The organism is Micromonospora sp. LH3U1 (assembly GCF_028475105.1).
In the GTDB taxonomy this organism is placed as follows: Bacteria; Actinomycetota; Actinomycetes; order Mycobacteriales; family Micromonosporaceae; genus Micromonospora.
This window is the reverse complement of record NZ_CP116936.1, coordinates 3098932-3115142: the sequence shown is the minus strand read 5'-3', so window position 1 is coordinate 3115142 and position 16211 is coordinate 3098932. Positions and strand designations below refer to the sequence as shown.

12 protein-coding genes are annotated in these 16211 nt (G+C 70.9%); 9 read left to right on the top strand and 3 right to left on the bottom strand.

Features of this window, described 5'->3' with window-relative positions; all coding sequences use genetic code 11:
• From PCA76_RS13990 to PCA76_RS13975, 4 genes are read left to right on the top strand one after another with little or no spacing between them, the layout of a single operon-like run.
• On the top strand, positions 1-1110 hold the full coding sequence (locus tag PCA76_RS13990; protein WP_272618324.1) for an endonuclease domain-containing protein: 1110 nt from the start codon (positions 1-3) through the stop codon (positions 1108-1110).
• Positions 1107-1784, top strand: coding sequence for a hypothetical protein (locus PCA76_RS13985; protein ID WP_272618322.1), 678 nt, complete (start codon positions 1107-1109; stop codon positions 1782-1784). Before PCA76_RS13990 ends, PCA76_RS13985 begins: the two co-directional genes overlap by 4 nt.
• Positions 1781-5092, top strand: coding sequence for an ATP-binding protein (locus tag PCA76_RS13980; protein ID WP_272618320.1), 3312 nt, complete (start codon positions 1781-1783; stop codon positions 5090-5092). The genes PCA76_RS13985 and PCA76_RS13980 overlap by 4 nt, the downstream gene beginning before the upstream one ends.
• Positions 5093-5130: 38 nt before the next feature.
• A complete protein-coding gene (locus PCA76_RS13975; protein ID WP_272618319.1) occupies positions 5131-5463 on the top strand; it encodes a putative quinol monooxygenase in 333 nt (110 codons plus the stop codon).
• 53 nt (positions 5464-5516) lie between these two features.
• On the opposite strand, the gene pdxY is transcribed toward PCA76_RS13975, so the two are convergent.
• The 3 genes from pdxY to PCA76_RS13960 all read right to left on the bottom strand — a co-directional run bounded on the left by pdxY (position 5517) and on the right by PCA76_RS13960 (position 8462).
• Positions 5517-6368: a pyridoxal kinase PdxY gene (pdxY, locus tag PCA76_RS13970; RefSeq protein WP_272618317.1), complete on the bottom strand. Its 852-nt coding sequence runs from the start codon at positions 6366-6368 to the stop codon at positions 5517-5519.
• Positions 6369-6510: 142 nt separating this feature from the next.
• The gene (locus PCA76_RS13965) at positions 6511-7305 is read right to left on the bottom strand and encodes a S1 family peptidase (RefSeq protein WP_272618315.1); all 795 of its coding nucleotides are present in this window, start codon (positions 7303-7305) and stop codon (positions 6511-6513) included.
• A 140-nt stretch (positions 7306-7445) separates the two neighbouring features.
• Positions 7446-8462: a LacI family DNA-binding transcriptional regulator gene (locus tag PCA76_RS13960; RefSeq protein ID WP_272618313.1), complete on the bottom strand. Its 1017-nt coding sequence runs from the start codon at positions 8460-8462 to the stop codon at positions 7446-7448.
• Positions 8463-8718: 256 nt separating this feature from the next.
• Here PCA76_RS13960 and PCA76_RS13955 point away from each other — a divergent pair, with 256 nt between their 5' ends.
• The 5 genes from PCA76_RS13955 to PCA76_RS13935 all read left to right on the top strand — a co-directional run bounded on the left by PCA76_RS13955 (position 8719) and on the right by PCA76_RS13935 (position 16198).
• Entirely contained in the window at positions 8719-11073 is a 2355-nt protein-coding gene (locus tag PCA76_RS13955) for an AbfB domain-containing protein (RefSeq protein WP_272618311.1), read from the top strand.
• Positions 11074-11520: 447 nt separating this feature from the next.
• A complete protein-coding gene (locus PCA76_RS13950; protein ID WP_272618309.1) occupies positions 11521-12813 on the top strand; it encodes a cytochrome P450 in 1293 nt (430 codons plus the stop codon).
• A 263-nt stretch (positions 12814-13076) separates the two neighbouring features.
• Complete coding sequence (locus tag PCA76_RS13945) at positions 13077-13418, top strand: helix-turn-helix transcriptional regulator (RefSeq protein WP_272618307.1); 342 nt, start codon at positions 13077-13079, stop codon at positions 13416-13418.
• Positions 13393-13554 (top strand): hypothetical protein, encoded by a 162-nt coding sequence (locus tag PCA76_RS13940; protein WP_272618282.1) that lies wholly within the window; start codon positions 13393-13395, stop codon positions 13552-13554. Before PCA76_RS13945 ends, PCA76_RS13940 begins: the two co-directional genes overlap by 26 nt.
• 178 nt (positions 13555-13732) lie before the next feature.
• Positions 13733-16198 (top strand): sensor histidine kinase, encoded by a 2466-nt coding sequence (locus PCA76_RS13935; RefSeq protein ID WP_272618280.1) that lies wholly within the window; start codon positions 13733-13735, stop codon positions 16196-16198.
• The last annotated feature ends 13 nt before the right edge of the window (positions 16199-16211 follow it).

Sequence of the window (16211 nt, the reverse complement as noted above, 5' to 3'; positions counted from 1 at the left end):
ATGGCGCATCCCGTCCGGGCCGACGGCGAGGCCGACGATGCGTGGTGGGCCGCCCCGCCGACGCGGCGGGTCAGTCACCTGCCGGACGCCGACCCGGAGCTGCTGCGGGTGGCACTGGACCCGTTGCCGCCGGCGGCGCCAGCGGTCCTGCACTACCGGCCCACGGTCGTGGGTGCGCTCGGCGACCTCGTGGACGCGCTCCTCGACCAGTTGGACACCGCAGCGCTGGCGATGTTCCCGCGCTGGCTGGCGGGAGCCGACCGCTTCGAGAACGACGGCACGCTCGGTGTCGCGGCGGTGCGCGCCCTCGCGGCCCGCACCGCCGCCCGCTCCCGGCACTTCGGCCCGTTTCTCGGGGACCTCGCCGAGCGTGGGCTGCGCGGTCCCCGCCGACCCGCCAGCCGGTCCCGCTTCCGCTTCGCTGCGGAGGTACGCGCCGCCGGGCTCGCCCGGGTGATCGCCGCGTCGTACGACCGGGAGGACTGCGTACTCCTCGTCGCTCTGCCCGACCTGGGCCCCGACGCCGAACGGACGCTCGTGGCGGCGGCCGAGTGGCTGGTGCGGCACGGCGGCTTCACGGTGTGGTTGGCCGGCGGACCTCTGCGCCACGCCGACCGGGTCAGACCGGTGCCGCTGGTGGTGCCGGCCCGATTCGCCGCGCTCGCCGACGCCACCGATCGGATCACCGACCCGGCCGCCGAGCGGGAGTCGACGGTGCTGGCCTGGCCGCCGATCACAGGTGTGCCACGTGGCGACAGCGCTGCGGAGCAGGCGTTGGAACGCGCGCTCGCACCACACGATTGGGCGCGGGGCCGGCGGTGGAACCAGACGTACGAGTGGCACGTGCTGGGTGCGACGTACCGTCTGGATCTTTTTTGGCCCGCAGAGGGTCTTGCGGTCGAGGTGGACGGCCCGGAGCATCGTGGGCGAATCGCTTTCGCCAACGATCGGCGGAGGGACGTGCAACTGCAACTACTCGGGTTGGACGTGCTCCGCTTCACCAATGAGCAGGTGCTTTCCGACGCCTCGGCGGCGGTCGACGGGATCCGTCGGCTGCTGGCGCGACGACGCACGGATGGCACGCACCCCCACGGAGATGAGACACCATGACGAGCCCGGCGGACGTCCCGCACCTGACGCCGAACCAGATCAACGCCCTCGTGGTGCTGATGGTCGAGGCGCGCCGACTCACCAACGTCGAGTTGCGCGAGCTGGCCGGTTTCACGCTGACCGGCAAGGACAACGAGAAGCTCGTCAAACTGGGTCTTGTCGACACCGATCGGACGCACCGGCCGTTCGCCCATGAGCTGACCGAGGAGGGCTGGCGGGTGGTCCGTCAGCTGCACACCTCAGCGCCGCCGAAGCAGGGCGGCTCGACGACCCGGTCGCTGTTCGTCGTCCTGTCCAATCTGCATCGTTCGCTGGACCGGCTCCGGGTCAGCCACGGCGAGTTCTTCAAGCAGACCGACGCAACGGCACCGCCGGCCAGCGAGCCTCGACAGGAAGCACCCGCACCGACGGCGGACGTGGAGGCGCTGGTTCGCGCGGCGTACCGGGAACTGGCCACGGCGCCGGGTGCCTGGGTCGGCCTCGCCGACGTCCGGGACCGACTCGCCGACACCGATCGGACCGCCCTGGACGGGGCGTTGCGGGCGATGCTCGGCCGGGAGGACGTTCGCATCATTCCGGTGGCGAACACCAAGTCGCTGACCCCACGGGACCGCGCCGCGGCCGTCCGCATCGGGAACGAGGACAACCACGCCCTGGCGATCGGCCCGGCGTGATCTCCGAGGACCAGAGGGCCGCTCTGGAAGCGGTGAGTCTCAACCCGGCGGTCACTCCCGACGACGTCTGGCGACCCAGCCCACACAACGTGCCGGAGCTGCACGAGAAGGTGGTCGCGGAGATCCTGCGCGGGGTGGCGCGGGCCCGCACCGACGACACGACCGTGCCGCTCGGCGTGGCCATGCAGGGCCGCGCGGGCGCCGGTAAGACGCACCTGCTCGGGGCGGTCCGTGAACGGATCCAGCGCGACGGCGGCTACTTCTTCCTGGTCGACATGGTCAGCGGCAAGACGTTCTGGGAGAGCGTCGCCCTGGCCCTGGTCGAGGGCATGGGCCGCCACCACGTCGGCTGGGGCACCCAGCTGAAGACCTTCCTGCGTCGACTCACCACCCAGCTCGGCCTGCCGGTGGACGTCCGCGACGCGGTCGCCGGCGCCCGACCGGTGACCCGTGAGCAGCTCGACGCGTTCATCCGGGCGCTGCGTGCCCGCGATCGGGAGGTCGGGCGGGACGCCCAGGACACCGCTCGGGCGCTCGTCCTGCACGGTGCCATCGACTTCGAGGCGCAGGACGTGGGTTACGCCCACCTGATCTCCGAGCCCGGCGACCCGGCCGCGCGGACCGCGTGGGGCATGAGCGCCACGATCCGGACCCCGCAGCAGATCGTGCAGGACATCTCCCGGCTGATGGCCCTGACACTGGATCCCACGGTCATCGCCGTGGACCAGCTCGACACGCTCTTCGCCCAGACCAGCACGTCACTGCTGAACCACCACAACGGGCTGGAGGACGGCCAGGCCAAGGTGCTCGGCCCGATCGCCGACGGCCTGCTCAAGCTCCGCGACGTCACCCGCCGCACGCTGGTCGTCGTCTCGTGTCTGCCGGACACCTGGGTGCTGATGACACGCACCGTGCCCACCCCGGTCGGCGACCGGTTCCGTGAGGCGACCCTGCCCGACCGGATCCCCACCCCGGAGATCGGCCAGGCGATCGTGGCGAAGCGACTCTCCGCCGCGTTCGCGGGTCCGCACTTCGTGCCACCTCACCCCACCTGGCCGATCGCCCGTGCCGCCTTCGCCGACGCACCCACCCTGACGCCCCGCGCCCTGCTGCGCCGGGTGGACCGCCATGTCGCCTGGTGCCGCGACCGCGACGAGGTGGTCGAGCTGGACCGGCTCATCGACGGCGCCGACTCGACGCCGACGACGGCAACCGTCCGCGGCACGCCTGGCGACCCGACAACGGACGAGCGCCGCCTGCGCGAACTGGACGCACGGTTCGCCGAGCTGGTGGCAGCCGCGGACGTGTCGGCCGCCGTCGCGCCGGCGGGCGAGGACGAGCACATTCCGCCGCTGCTCGCCGCCGGCCTGGCCGCCTGGATCGCCGAGCAGGCGCCGACCGGCGCCACCTACAAGTACGACCCGCCGCCCGGACGCAAACCCGCGCTGCACGGACGGCTGATCGAGGTGCTCGACGAGGCCACCGAGAACGAGGCGCACTGGTGCTTCCGGGCCATCGCGCACCCCAACGCCATCGCCGTCACCGCCCGGGTCAAGGCCGCGTGCACGATGGCCGGACTGGACCGGGACCTGCCGCAACGGCGGCTGATCCTGCTGCGCAACGGTCCGTGGCCGACCGGGAAGCGTACGACCGAGGTGTTGACCGGCTTCGACGCGGCCGGCGGCCTCCGCTGCGGGGTGACAGCGGCGGACCTACGGGTCTTCGCGGCGCTGCGGGTGATGGCGGCCGAGCCGTCCACGGCGTTGCAGGAGTGGCTGGTGGCCCGTCGTCCGGCCAGCGGCACCGAGCTGTTCCGGGCAGTCCTGCCCGGGTCCGACGGGTCACGCGAGGGCACCCCGCCCGCAGGGCCCAAAGGCGCCGGCCCCGGCGCAGGGCCCGAAGGCGCCAGGCCCGGCGCAGGGCCCGGCGCAGGGCCCGAAGGCGCCAGCCCGGTGCCGGGCGGTGCCGGTCCCGACGCGACGGCCGCGCCGATCGCCGACGTGACTGGTGGACCGTCGACCGGTTCGGCCGCCGTGCCCGTGACCGCTGAGGCGGTCGACGCCGGAGGTCGGGCCATCGGGCTGGGGCAGACCGCCAACGGTGGGCACCCGTTCACGGTGGCCCTGGAGTCGCTGCGTCGACACGCCGTCGTGTTCGCCGGGTCCGGCTCGGGCAAGACGGTGCTCATCCGCCGGCTTGTCGAGGAGTGCGCCCGGGAGGGTGTCTCCGCGATCGTGCTCGACCCCAACAACGACCTCGCCCGGCTCGGTGACGCGTGGCCCGAGCCGCCGAGCGGCTGGGGTCCCGGCGACGCCGAACGGGCCAGCGACTACCTCGCCCATACCGAGGTGGTGGTGTGGACACCCCGGGTCAGCGCCGGTCGGCCGCTGAGCTTCCAGCCGCTGCCCGACTTCACCTCGCTGCGGGACTGGCCCGACGAGTTCGACCAGGCGGTCCGCTCCGCCGTGGAGGCGCTCGCGCCACGGGCCGGTGTCGACCGGTCGAGCAGGCTCGCCCAGCAGGGCAAGGCCGTCCTCACCGAGGCCCTCCAGGCGTACGCGCGGAGCGGGATGGTGGGCCTGCCCGGCTTCACCGAGTTCCTCACCGACCTGCCCGAGGGGGTCAGTCGGCTGGCCCGCGCCGGCAAGCTCGCCGAGGAGTTGGCCGAGGCGCTCAAGGCGGCGATGGTCACCGACCCGCTCTTCGGCGGGGTCGGCGCACCGGCCGACCCGGGGCTGCTGCTGACGCCGTCGCCGGGACGACGAGCTCGGGTGTCGGTGATCAGCTTCGTCGGTCTCACATCCGACCAGGAGCGGCAGAGCTTCGTCAACCAGTTGCAGATGGCGCTCTTCGCCTGGATCAAGCGGCACCCCGCCGGCGACCGGCCGCTGGGTGGGCTGTTCGTGATGGACGAGGCGCAGACACTCGCCCCGTCGACCGGCACCACGGCCTGCACGGCCAGCACGATCGCGCTCGCCTCGCAGGCTCGCAAGTACGGGCTCGGACTGGTCTTCGCCACCCAGGCGCCGAAGGGTCTGCACAACCAGATCTCCGGCAACGCGACGACACAGTTCTTCGGGCTGCTCAACGCACCCGCGCAGATCGACGCGGCCCGTCAGCTCGCCGAGGCCAAGGGTGGGCGACTTCCGGACATCGGCCTGCTCAACAGCGGTGAGTTCTACGCCGCCGGGGAGGGGTTCTCGTTCGTCAAGGTCCGTACGCCGCTGTGCCTCACGCACCATCCGAAGGCGCCGTTGAGCCCCGAGGAGGTCGTCGCCCGCGCCCGACCGACCGGCGTCGGCCACTGACCCACCCGCACCTCGGGCGTGCTGGGTAGCCTGAGGCCATGATCTTCATTACCGCCAAGTTCCGGGTCCTGCCCGAGCACGCCGACCGGTGGCCGCAGATCGCCGCCGACTTCACCGAGGCGACCCGGGCCGAGCCCGGCTGCCTGTGGTTCGACTGGTCCCGCAGCCTGGACGACCCGACCGAGTACGTGCTGGTCGAGGCGTTCCGCGACGACCAGGCCGGTGCGGCCCACGTGCAGTCCGCCCACTTCCGCACGGCACAGGAGACCCTGCCGCCGCACCTGGCCGCGACGCCGCGCATCGTGAACGCCACCGTGCCGCAGGAGGACTGGTCGCTGCTCGGCGAGATGGCCGTCCCCGAGGGCCGCTGACCGCCGCTGGCGCGTGGTCCTCGACCCGCCGGCGCGTCGGTGTCGACCCGCCGTCAGCGGAGCCGGCGGGCGGTGAACCGGGCCGGCGGGTCGGCGATCACGTCCTGTGCCGCGATCAGCTGGATCTCCCGGGTGCCCGCCGCGAGGGTCGCCTCGAGGACGGCGAAGACGGAGGCGATGGTGCGTTCCAGCGCCGTCGCGGGTGAGCCGGTCGTCCACAGATGCGCGAGGTACAACGCCGCGGTGACGTCACCCCCGCCGTTCGGGTTGATCGGCAGCAGTGGTGTGGTCACCGCCCAGGCGCCCTCGTCCGAGACGGCCACCACCTCCAGCGAGTCCGGCGGCAGGTCGCCGTGGAGCACGCTGGTCACCAGGACGTTGCGCGGCCCGGTCGCGCGCACCACGTCGACCGCGTCGAGCACCTCGCCCAGCGAGTTCGTCGTACGGCCGGCGAGGAAGTCGAGCTCGAAGTGGTTCGGCGTGATGATGTCCGCGCGCGGCACGACGGTGTCCCGCAGATACTCCGGAATGCCGGGCCGGACGAACATCCCGCGACCGGCGTCGCCCATCACCGGGTCGCAGCAGTACACCGCGGCCGGGTTGGTCGCCTTGACCGTCTCCACCGCGTCCAGGATCACCGCGCCCATGGCCGGGTCGCCCTGGTAGCCGGACAGCACCGCGTCGGCGCCGCCGAGGACACCTCGGTCCGCGATGCCCGCGATCACCTCGGCCACGTCGGCCGCCGCCAACATCGGACCACGCCACGCGCCGTATCCGGTGTGGTTGGAGAAGTGCACCGTCAGGACCGGCCAGACCTCGTGCCCGAGCCGCTGCAGGGGGAAGACTGCCGCCGAGTTGCCGACGTGACCGTAGGCGACCGACGACTGAATGGACAGGATCTTCACCGGCCCATCATGGCCGTACCGGCAGGCGTCGCACGCGCGGCCCGCCGTTTCTGTCGGGTGGCCCACGTGGCGCTCACCCGTCGGTGACGGCACGAACGGACGGCCCGGACATCGCGTCCGGGCCGTCCGAGCGGTCGTACGGTCAGCCGCCGAGGCTCGCCGCAGCGGAGGCGATCGACGAGGCGAAGTAGCTCACCTGGGTGTAGACACCCGGGTAGTTGGGCCGGGCGCAGCCGTTGCCCCAGCTGACGATGCCGACCTGGATCCAGGCGTTGCTGGCGCCGCGGCGGAACATCGGGCCGCCCGAGTCACCCTGACAGGTGTCCGTACCGCCGCTGGCGTATCCGGCGCAGATCTCCTGGGCGGGGATGAGGTCGCCCCCGTAGTTGGAGTTGCAGGTGGAGTCGCTCACGAACGGGACGGTGGCCTTGAGCAGGTACCGCTGCTGTGCGCCACCCTCGCGCGCGGCACCCCAACCGGAGACGGTGAAGGTGCCGCTGTCGTAGGCGGTCGTGTTGGCGATCGGCAGCGTGCTCAGCCCGGTGACGGGGGTGGCCAACCGGATCAGCGCCCAGTCCCGGCCGGAGCCGTTGTAGCCGGGAGCCCGGTAGACGTAGTTGGACCGGACGGTGATCCGGCTTGACGACTGGAGGTCGACCGTCCCGAGCGTCGCGGTGATGCTGGTGTTGGTGCCGGTCGCGCCCACGCAGTGTGCCGCGGTGAGCACCAGCCGGGAGCTGTACAGCGCCCCGCCGCATCCCATCGAGAGCCGCACCATGAACGGGAACTCGCCCTGGGCGGCTCGGGTGCCGCCGACGACGTTCGGCGTCATGGGGTTGTCGGCCGCAGCGGCCGGCGCGGCGAGAGTCAGGCTGGCCGCGGTCACCGCGGTCAGGGCGGTGGCCAACAGGCCGGTGAGGGTACGCCAGCGAACCATGCATTCCTCCGCATCAGGATGGCACGCCTCGTGAGCGCACCTCATTCGAGATAGCGGTCATCATATTGAGATTCGTGGATGTTGCGGGTCATCCTCTCTGGGTCGTACCACCGACGCTATGGATCTCGGGCGACCGGTCGTCAGCCGCCCGGCGTGCCGGTGCTCTCCCGTCGGATGAGCCGGAACGGCGTCTGCACGGTCAGCGGCGCCGTTACCTCCGCGCCCTCGATACGGGCGATGAGGCGGCGCACCGCGAGTCGGCCGATCTCCCTCTTGTCCGGTGCGATCGTGGTGAGGGTCGGGGTACTGAACCGCCCCTCCTCGATGTCGTCGATTCCGACCACCGCGACGTCGTCGGGCACCCGGCGACCGGCCTCGGTCAACGCCCGCAGCGCGCCGAGGGCGACCAGGTCGTTGTAGCCGAACACCGCGTCCGGTGGGTCACCGAGGGCGAGCAGGTCACGCATGGCCCGCTTGCCGTCCAGTCGGCCGAAGGCGTCGGTGCGGGCGACCAACCGCGGGCGGTACGGCAGGCCGGCGGCGGCCAGGGCCTCCCGGTAGCCGCGTACACGCAGGTGCGCCGACTGCCGGTCACCGCCCGGAGTGGCGCCGATGAACGCTATCCGGCGGCGACCGATCGCCACGAGATGCTGGATCGCCGCGTGGCTGGCGGCCACGTTGTCGATGGCGATGTGATCGTGCGGCACGTCGTAGACGCCCTCGCCGATCAGCACGAGTGGACTGTCGGCGGCCCGGGCCAGCACTTCCTTCCGGCCGATCCGCACCGGACTGAGGATCAGGCCGTCGATGGTGTGCCGCCGGGAGCCGTCGAGGAGGGCCAGCTCCTCCCCTCGGTCTGCGGCGGTGTTCTCCATCACGAGCGTGTAGCCGAGCCCGGCGGCCTCGGAGATGGCGATCTCGGCCAGCTCGGCGAAGTAGGGGTTGTTCAGTTCCGGGATGGCCAGGGCGATCAGGCCGGTACGCCCCCGACGGAGGTGCCGGGCGCTGAGGTTGGGGGTGTACCCGAGTTCGTCGACCGCCTGCTGCACGCGCTGCCGGGTCCGCTCCCCCACCGGCCGGTACCCGTTGACCACGTTCGAGACCGTGGCCAGCGAGACGCCGGCGCGCTCGGCTATGTCCTTCAGGCTGACACCCATCCACCGACCTTTCGCGAATCCGGCTGGCGATCTGCACGACATTGACAGGCAAGGATTGACGAGATGCCCGGCAGGCCTCTATAACGTTATAGAGGTGGTGATGGATGTCAATCAAACCGCCATTGTTTGACCACGGGAATCCCACCGACATCCATCCGTGATGCCCGTCCCTCGTCACGTGGCCACCCGATGCCCACCGCCAACGCGCTTCGGGCCCGGCTGCACCGCCCGCGGCGACTCGCCCCCCGGAGACGGCATGACACGACAGGTCCGCATCCGCCCCGCCCTGCCTCTGCTGCTGATCCTCACCCTGGTCGCCGGCCTGTTCGCCGCGCCCACCCGGCCGGCACAGGCCGCCCCTCCCAAGACGCCGCCACTGACCACCCCCTGGACCAGTCAGGCGTTGGTCGGCACACCACTGCCGGAGTACCCGCGACCGCAGATGACGCGGCCCGACTGGCTCAATCTCAACGGCGAGTGGCAGCTCCGCCAGTCCGGCACCGACGACGCCCCGCAGTTCGGCATCAACCTGCCCGAGCGGGTCAACGTGCCCTTCCCGGTGGAGAGCGCACTGTCCGGCATCCAACGGGCCGCCAACGACAACCGCAACTACCTGTTCTACCGGCGCACCGTCACCATCCCGGCGAACTGGTCGGGTCGGCGGACCCTGCTGCACTTCGGCGCCGTCGACTGGCAGAGCACCGTCTGGGTCAACGGCGTCCGGGTCGGTGCGCACACCGGCGGCTACGACGCCTTCACCTTCGACGTGACCCCCCAGCTCACCGCCGGAGCCAACGAGATCGTCGTGAAGGTCTGGGACCCCACCGACACTGGGCAGAACGGCAGCCTGCCCCCCATCGGCAAGCAGACCAAGACACCCAGCGGGATTTTCTACACCCCCAGCTCGGGCATCTGGCAGACGGTGTGGATGGAGCCGGTGCCCACGGCCTCCATCAGCAGCGTGGACGTCTATCCGAACCTGAGCAACAACACCCTGCGGGTCCGGGTCTTCACCCGGGGCGACGTGAGCGGCCACAGCGTGCTCGCCGAGGCGCTGAACGGAAGCACCGTGGTCGGCTCGGCCACCGGCGGTTTCACCGAGTTCAGCGTGCCGGTGCCCAACGCTCGCCGCTGGTCACCCGACGACCCGTTCCTCTACAACCTCCGGGTAACCCTCCGCAACGCCGGAGCTGCCACCGTGGACCGGACCACGCACTACTTCGGGATGCGTGAGATCACTACCGGCCTGGTGAACGGGGTGCTGCGCCCCAAGCTCAACGGGCAGTTCGTGTTCCAGGTCGGCACCCTCGACCAGGGCTACTGGCCGGACGGGCTGTACACCGCGCCGACCGACACCGCCCTCGCCTTCGACCTGCAGAAGCACAAGGATCTCGGCTTCAACATGGTGCGCAAGCACATCAAGGTCGAACCGCAGCGCTGGTTCTACCACGCGGACCGCCTCGGCCTCCTGGTCTGGCAGGACATCCCGTCGATGACCGCGCAGGACATCAACCCCACCGACGCCCAGCAGGCGCAGTTCGAGACCGAGGCACGCGAGATCGTCGACGAGCACCGCAGCTCGCCTGCCGTGATCGCGTACACGCCCTACAACGAGGGTTGGGGTGAGCGGGCCCTGGCCGACACCCGCAGGGTCGCGCAGAACATCAAGAACCAGGACCCGACCCGCCTGGTCAACCCGCACAGCGGCCACAACTGCTGCCAGTCCCTCGGCAACCCCGGCAACGGTGACATCGACGACTGGCACGTCTACCTCGGACCGGGTTCCCCCGTACCGTCAAGCAGCCGGATCGCAGTGCTCGGCGAGTTCGGCGGCCTGGGCCTGCACACGCCGGGCCACGAGTACAGCCCGAACGGCAGCTTCTTCGCCTACGAATGGCAGTCCAGTTCGAACGCGCTCACGGACCGGTACGTGGGGCTGGTGCAGGGCAGCCAGAACCTGATGCTCGGCAAGGGGCTCAGCGCCTCGGTCTACACCGAGATCACCGACCTGGAGGGCGAGCTGAACGGCTTCCTCACCTACGACCGACAAGTGATCAAAATGGATCAGGCGCGGGTCCGCGCCGCGAACACCGCACTGATCAACGCCTCAAAGGCCATCGGGAACTCGGCGCCCGTCGCCCTGCCGGTCAACACCCGACGGTCGTTGCAGGTCACCACGCCCGGCTACACCAACCGGTACCTGCGCCATCAGGACAGCCTGGCCTACACGGCGGTGGTCGACGCCGCCAGTTCCAGCCTGCTCAAGGCCGACGCCACGTACACGGTGCGGCCCGGTCTGGCCGACAGCAGCTGCTACTCGTTCGAGTCGGTCAACTTCTCCGGGCAGTACCTGCGCCACCAGAACTCCCGGATCCGCAACTCGCCGGACGACGGCTCCGCGCTCATGCGTGCCGACGCCACCTGGTGCGCACGCGTCGGACTGACAGGCACAGGAGTGTCGCTGGAGTCGTACAACTTCCGGGGTAGATACCTGCGGCACTACAACTCGGAGGTCTGGCTGAGCGACGGTGCCGGCGGCGACGCGTACAACACGCCGGCGTTGTGGGCCGCCGACAGCACCTGGAACATCGCCGCCCCGTGGGCGCCCTGACCGGTCCGGGTCGTCAGGACAGCACGACATAGGGGGGTTCCGGCCTGTGCCGGAGCCCCCCGCGCCGCGAGTTTGGGGCAGGCGACCGGACGCCGGTCGTCACGCTCCGTCCCGGAGGTCGTTTCTCCGGTCATGAGGGAAACGGCGAGATGATTCCACCGTCCGTCCTGGTCGGTTGTCCGCTCCGGCCGCCCCTGATCGTCGTGTTATCGCTGACACCGACGGCAAGTACCGAGTCGCAACTTGCATCCAGCCGGATTCGACCGTCCATTGCAGCACGCAACAATGCCGAGCAATAAATAGACTGCTACGAATCTTGACTTGCGCAGGCGGTCAGCGCACCGTAAAGAGCCAGAGGCAGATGCGCGCCATTATCGGTCCGAGTGACGTGGTCCGCTGAATGGGGGCGCTGCCTGTTTCGCCGCCGCGTGCATCAGGAGGCTTTCCATGCGGTTGAATCCGTTCGCCGGGGCCTATCTCATCGATCCGGCAAGTATGTGGCGGCGCATTCTCGACGATCCCGACGGGGTGCACTACGCCGAGGACCTGGGCCTGTGGTTGATCAGCAGGCACGCACACGTCCGGCGCGCCCTCGCCGACGCCGCGACGTTCGCCAACGCCCTCACCCTCGCCCCGGTCTACGAGGTGTCTCCGGAGGCGATGAGCGTGTTCATGCAGATCGACGTGCCACCCACGACGGCCGCCGCGGACCCACCGGTGCACCCGCGCACCCGCCGGGCCCTACGGGCGACCTTCGCGAACACCCCCGACCGGGTCGAGGCCGAGTACGGCGCGATCATCCGGCGCCGGGTCGACCAGCTGGTGTCCCGCCTCGCCACCCGCCAGGGCGACCAGGTCGACCTGATCCCGGAATTCGCCACCGAACTACCCCTGCTGGTGGTCCTGGACATCCTCGGGGTACCCGACGCCGACATCGGGCGGATCCGGAGGTGGGCGGACGGTCAGATCGCCCTCATCTGGGGGCAGCCGGACCCGGCCGAGCAGGCACGCCTGGCGCAGAGCCTGCTGGAGTTCTGGCAATACTGCGAGGAACTTGTCCGCCAGCGGGTGGACAGCGGACATCAGGGCGAGGACTTCATCAGCCGGGCTCTGGCCTACCGGGACGACGATGACGCGGTGCTGACGGTGCCCGAGGTGGCGAGCCTGGCCTTCAATCTCCTGGTCGCCGGCCACGAGACCACCGCCGGGCTGCTCGCCCACGCCCTCGACCAGGCGTTGTCCAGCCCGCAGCGGTGGTCGGCGATCGCCGCGGATCCGGGGGTCGTCCCCGCGTTCGTGGCCGAGACGCTCCGGTTCGCGCCCGCCATCGACGGCTGGCTCCGGGTGACCAGCCGAGAGGTCACCCTGGGAGAGGTCACGATTCCCGCGGGGGCGCGCTGTCTGCTGCTGATCGGAGCGGCGAACCGCGACCCTGCGGTCTTCGCCCATCCGGATCAGTTCGATCCGCACCGGGCGGACGGGGCGAATCACGTTTCGTTCGGCCACGGTCCACATTTCTGCATCGGGGCGGGATTGGCGCGACTCGAGGCTGGGATCGCCCTGACCCGGCTCGCCGCAGCCATTCCCGGCCTACGGCTGACGCCTGAGCAACATCGTTCATACAAACCCAATGTCGCGTTTCGTGCGCACCACACGCTGCTCGCGACAATCGATATCATGGCACCCGCCGACGTCCCGGCGGCACGAGGTGGGGCGACCACCGAGGTGCACGCCGCCTGATGGTGAACGAGCGCCAGTGGGGCTGGCCTGCGGCCGGACCGAGTGTGGGGCAGGCCGGCGTTGCCGGCCCCACCTGGGGCCAACCGGCTCCCGCAACGGGTCCGGCACGCACTTTTCGCGCTTTGCCCGACGATCCATGTCCGTGAACGTCTTCACACCCATCGCATCGTGGGTTAAGAATTGTCCCCTATGAATGTTCAGCGCATCGGCAGATCTCGATCTGATGTCCGCTGCTGATTCCCCGTTGCCACGAAGGTGAGCGCATGGAGCACACGTCCCCGTCGAGCTCTGCTCACTCTGTGGCCAGTCAGCGGTTCCGATGGGAACTGCGCAGCTGCCGCGTCCGACGGGGCCTGACCCAGCGAGCCCTGGCGGATCTGGTGCGGTTCAGCCGGGAGACGGTCGCGGCGGTCGAGTCGGGTCGCCGGTTCGGCAGCCACGAGTTCGCGGTGCGCTGCGACGACGTGCTCAGCACCGGCGGCCGGTTGGCGGCACTGTGGCCGCAGGTCGCCGCCGAGCAGTTGGCGGCCGACGGCCGCCGCGCCCCGCTCCCCGGACCCGGCCCAACTGGATCGGCCGGTGCCACGTCAGCAGGGCCGGCGTGACGCGCGTGACCCGGGCGCCGTGGTGGACGCGATCGATGAGCTGCGTGAGCTCATCGGCCAGGTCCTCAACGGCCAACCCGACCCGAACGACCGGACGCGGCATCCGGCAACTGGCCCCCTCGACGACCAGCGCTGACCGCACGAACCCGGCTCGGTTTCGCGGCGTCACCGGCTGCTGACGTTGGGTACAGATGCGGGTACGGGCAGTTTGTACCACGGCCAGGTCTGGTCTACGAGCGCGGCTTCCGGCCGAATGGGACTTGCATTCGGCAACGTGCGAATAGACCGTCATCGACGAGTCGTGGGAGTCAATCTTGGCGTCGAGCACCCGGTCCCACGCGGCCCGACCCTACCCGACCCGTCGACGCGGTTGGAAGATCGCCGGCCGGATGCGCATCATCGTCGCGGCACCGCTCGTCGCCGTGATCGGCTTCGCCGGTCTCGCGCTGACCGAGAGCGCACGCCAGACCGCCCGCGCCAGCGACCTGCAGATCCTGGCACAGGTCGGCGCCGAGGCCGGTGACCTGGCCTACCGGCTGCAACGCGAACGCATCGCCGCCGCCGACCTGCTCACCTATGCCGCACCGGAGCAGCAGGACGCCTTCGGCGCGGAGATCGCCGCCACCGACGAGGGGGTCGCCCGCTACCGCCGGCAACGGGACCTGCTGCCCTCCGACGCCGACGCCAACCACGTCCTGCTGCGCCGCATCGACGAGGCCCTGGACGGCCTGGCCCCGCTGCGCACCCAGGTACGCACGGCGGCGCACGCCTCGGTGTCGGCGATGACCTTCAGCTACCGCATCGCGATCGCCGACCTGATCAACTTCCGGGAGAACGTCTCGCACGGCGTGATCAACGCTGGGCTCGCCGACGGGATCCGGGCCTCGGCGGCGCTGTCGAAGACGGCGGAGGCGATCGGTCAGCAGCAGGTGGCCGTGCTCCGCGCGGTCGCGGCGGGCGAGCTGACCCCCGCCATGCAGCAGGACATCACCGCGGCCCGGACGAGCTACACCGAAGGGAGCCTGTCGTTCCTGGCACTGGCCCCTGCGGACTGGAGCATCTGGTGGGAACAGGCCGGCACCGGCAAGGAGGCGCTCGCCCTGCAACGGATGCAGGACGAGGTGTTCCGAGCCCAGCCGGGAACGCGACTGCAGGTGGAGAACGCCGCCTGGGTGTCCACCACGCAGACGCGCGCCGCCCGCCTGGCCGAGCTGCGAGGGCGGGTCGACGTCGCGGTCCTCGACGACGTCCGGAGCGCGCACGCCGACCAGCGACGCAGGGCCGTGGCCGAGGCGGTCGGCGTCCTCCTGGCACTGGTGCTGACCGCGCTGGTGACCTGGGCCGTCGCCCGGCAGATCACCCGGCGGCTGCGTCGCCTGCGGGACGCGGCCAACGCTGTGGCGTTCGAACAGCTCCCCGCCGTGGTGGCCCAACTTCAACAGCCGGGCAGCGCCGCCGTCGACCCGCACAAGCTGGCCCGCCAGCACTCCACCGCCGCCCTCGAAGCGTCCAGTGACGACGAGATCGGCGAGCTGGGCCAGGCGTTCAGCGCCGTGCACCAGGCCGCTGTGCGGACCGCCGCCGAGCAGGCCGTCATGCGCGCCAACACCGCCGACATCTTCATCCACCTGAGCCGCCGCGAACAGCGACTCGTCGATGCCGTCCTGGCCCAGGTCGACCTGGTCGAGCGGGATGAGACCGATCCCGACCGGCTGCACCAGCTCTACACACTGGACAACCTGGCGACCCGGATGGGCCGGATCAACGCCAGCCTGCTGGTGCTCGGCGGCGTCGGCGTCGGTCGCGTACGCCAGAACGACGTCCCTCTGCAACAGGTGCTCCAGGCGGCGCTGTCCCAGATCGAGCACTACGCGCGGATCCGGCTCGGCATGATCGACGGGGACGTCGCCGTGGCGGCCAAGACCGTCGACGAGGTCGTGCACCTGCTCGCCGAACTCATGGACAACGCGACGACGTACTCGCCGCCGGGCAGCGAGACGTGGGTGAGCGGCCGGAGCCTGGGTGACCGCGTCATCGTCCAGGTCAGCGACGAGGGCGTGGGGCTGTCCCCGCAGCGGATGCAGCAGCTCAACGAGCTGCTGGCCCGCCCACCGGCGATCGACGTTGCCGCCGTACGGGCGATGGGGCTCGTCGTCGTGGGCCAGCTCGCGGCCCGGCTGGGGGCCACCGTCCACCTGCGACGCGGCCCCCGACGCGGCACCCTCGCCGAGGCGACGCTGCCCGCCTCCATCATCCGGTCGCTGCCACCGGAGGAGTACCTGCTGGCACCCGGCCGGCTGTCGCGACGTGCGGCCCGTAGGGCCAGCCCTCCACCGCCGTACCAGCCGCGCCCTGAGCCCACCGCCGGGCGCCCTCCGGCCGAACGGACACTGCCGGCGGCGCCGGTGTTCCGACCGGCTCCCCCACCCCCGGACCGCGGTGACGCGCCCACCGAGGAGCTGCTCATCTTCGAACAGGTCAACCACTGGTTCCACAGCGATGTCGTCGACGGCCAAGACGGCCAGGAGTGGTCCAGCCCGGCTGACGACGCCTGGCGCACCGCCGCCCAGGCCACCACCCCAGAGGTCGCCACGACCACGACGTCGGGCCTGCCCAAACGGCAGCCGCAACGGCATCTCGTGCCCGGCGGCGTGACCGTTCCCCAGCAGCAGCAACGGTCGGAGTATCGCGACCCGGCCCAGGTGGCCACGGCGATGGCCGCGTACGCGCGCGGTGTGGCGACCCGACGGCGCCCCGCGATCAACCTCAGCAACACATGACGCGACAGGAGAG

Coding starts and splice junctions, on each gene's coding strand:
- PCA76_RS13950 (WP_272618309.1), top strand. CDS start 11,521: ATGCGGTTGAATCCGTTCGCCGGGGCCTATCTCATCGATCCGGCAAGT.
- PCA76_RS13975 (WP_272618319.1), top strand. CDS start 5,131: ATGATCTTCATTACCGCCAAGTTCCGGGTCCTGCCCGAGCACGCCGAC.
- PCA76_RS13945 (WP_272618307.1), top strand. CDS start 13,077: ATGGAGCACACGTCCCCGTCGAGCTCTGCTCACTCTGTGGCCAGTCAG.
- PCA76_RS13965 (WP_272618315.1), bottom strand. CDS start 7,305: ATGGTTCGCTGGCGTACCCTCACCGGCCTGTTGGCCACCGCCCTGACC.
- PCA76_RS13960 (WP_272618313.1), bottom strand. CDS start 8,462: ATGGGTGTCAGCCTGAAGGACATAGCCGAGCGCGCCGGCGTCTCGCTG.
- PCA76_RS13990 (WP_272618324.1), top strand. CDS start 1: ATGGCGCATCCCGTCCGGGCCGACGGCGAGGCCGACGATGCGTGGTGG.
- PCA76_RS13985 (WP_272618322.1), top strand. CDS start 1,107: ATGACGAGCCCGGCGGACGTCCCGCACCTGACGCCGAACCAGATCAAC.
- PCA76_RS13955 (WP_272618311.1), top strand. CDS start 8,719: ATGACACGACAGGTCCGCATCCGCCCCGCCCTGCCTCTGCTGCTGATC.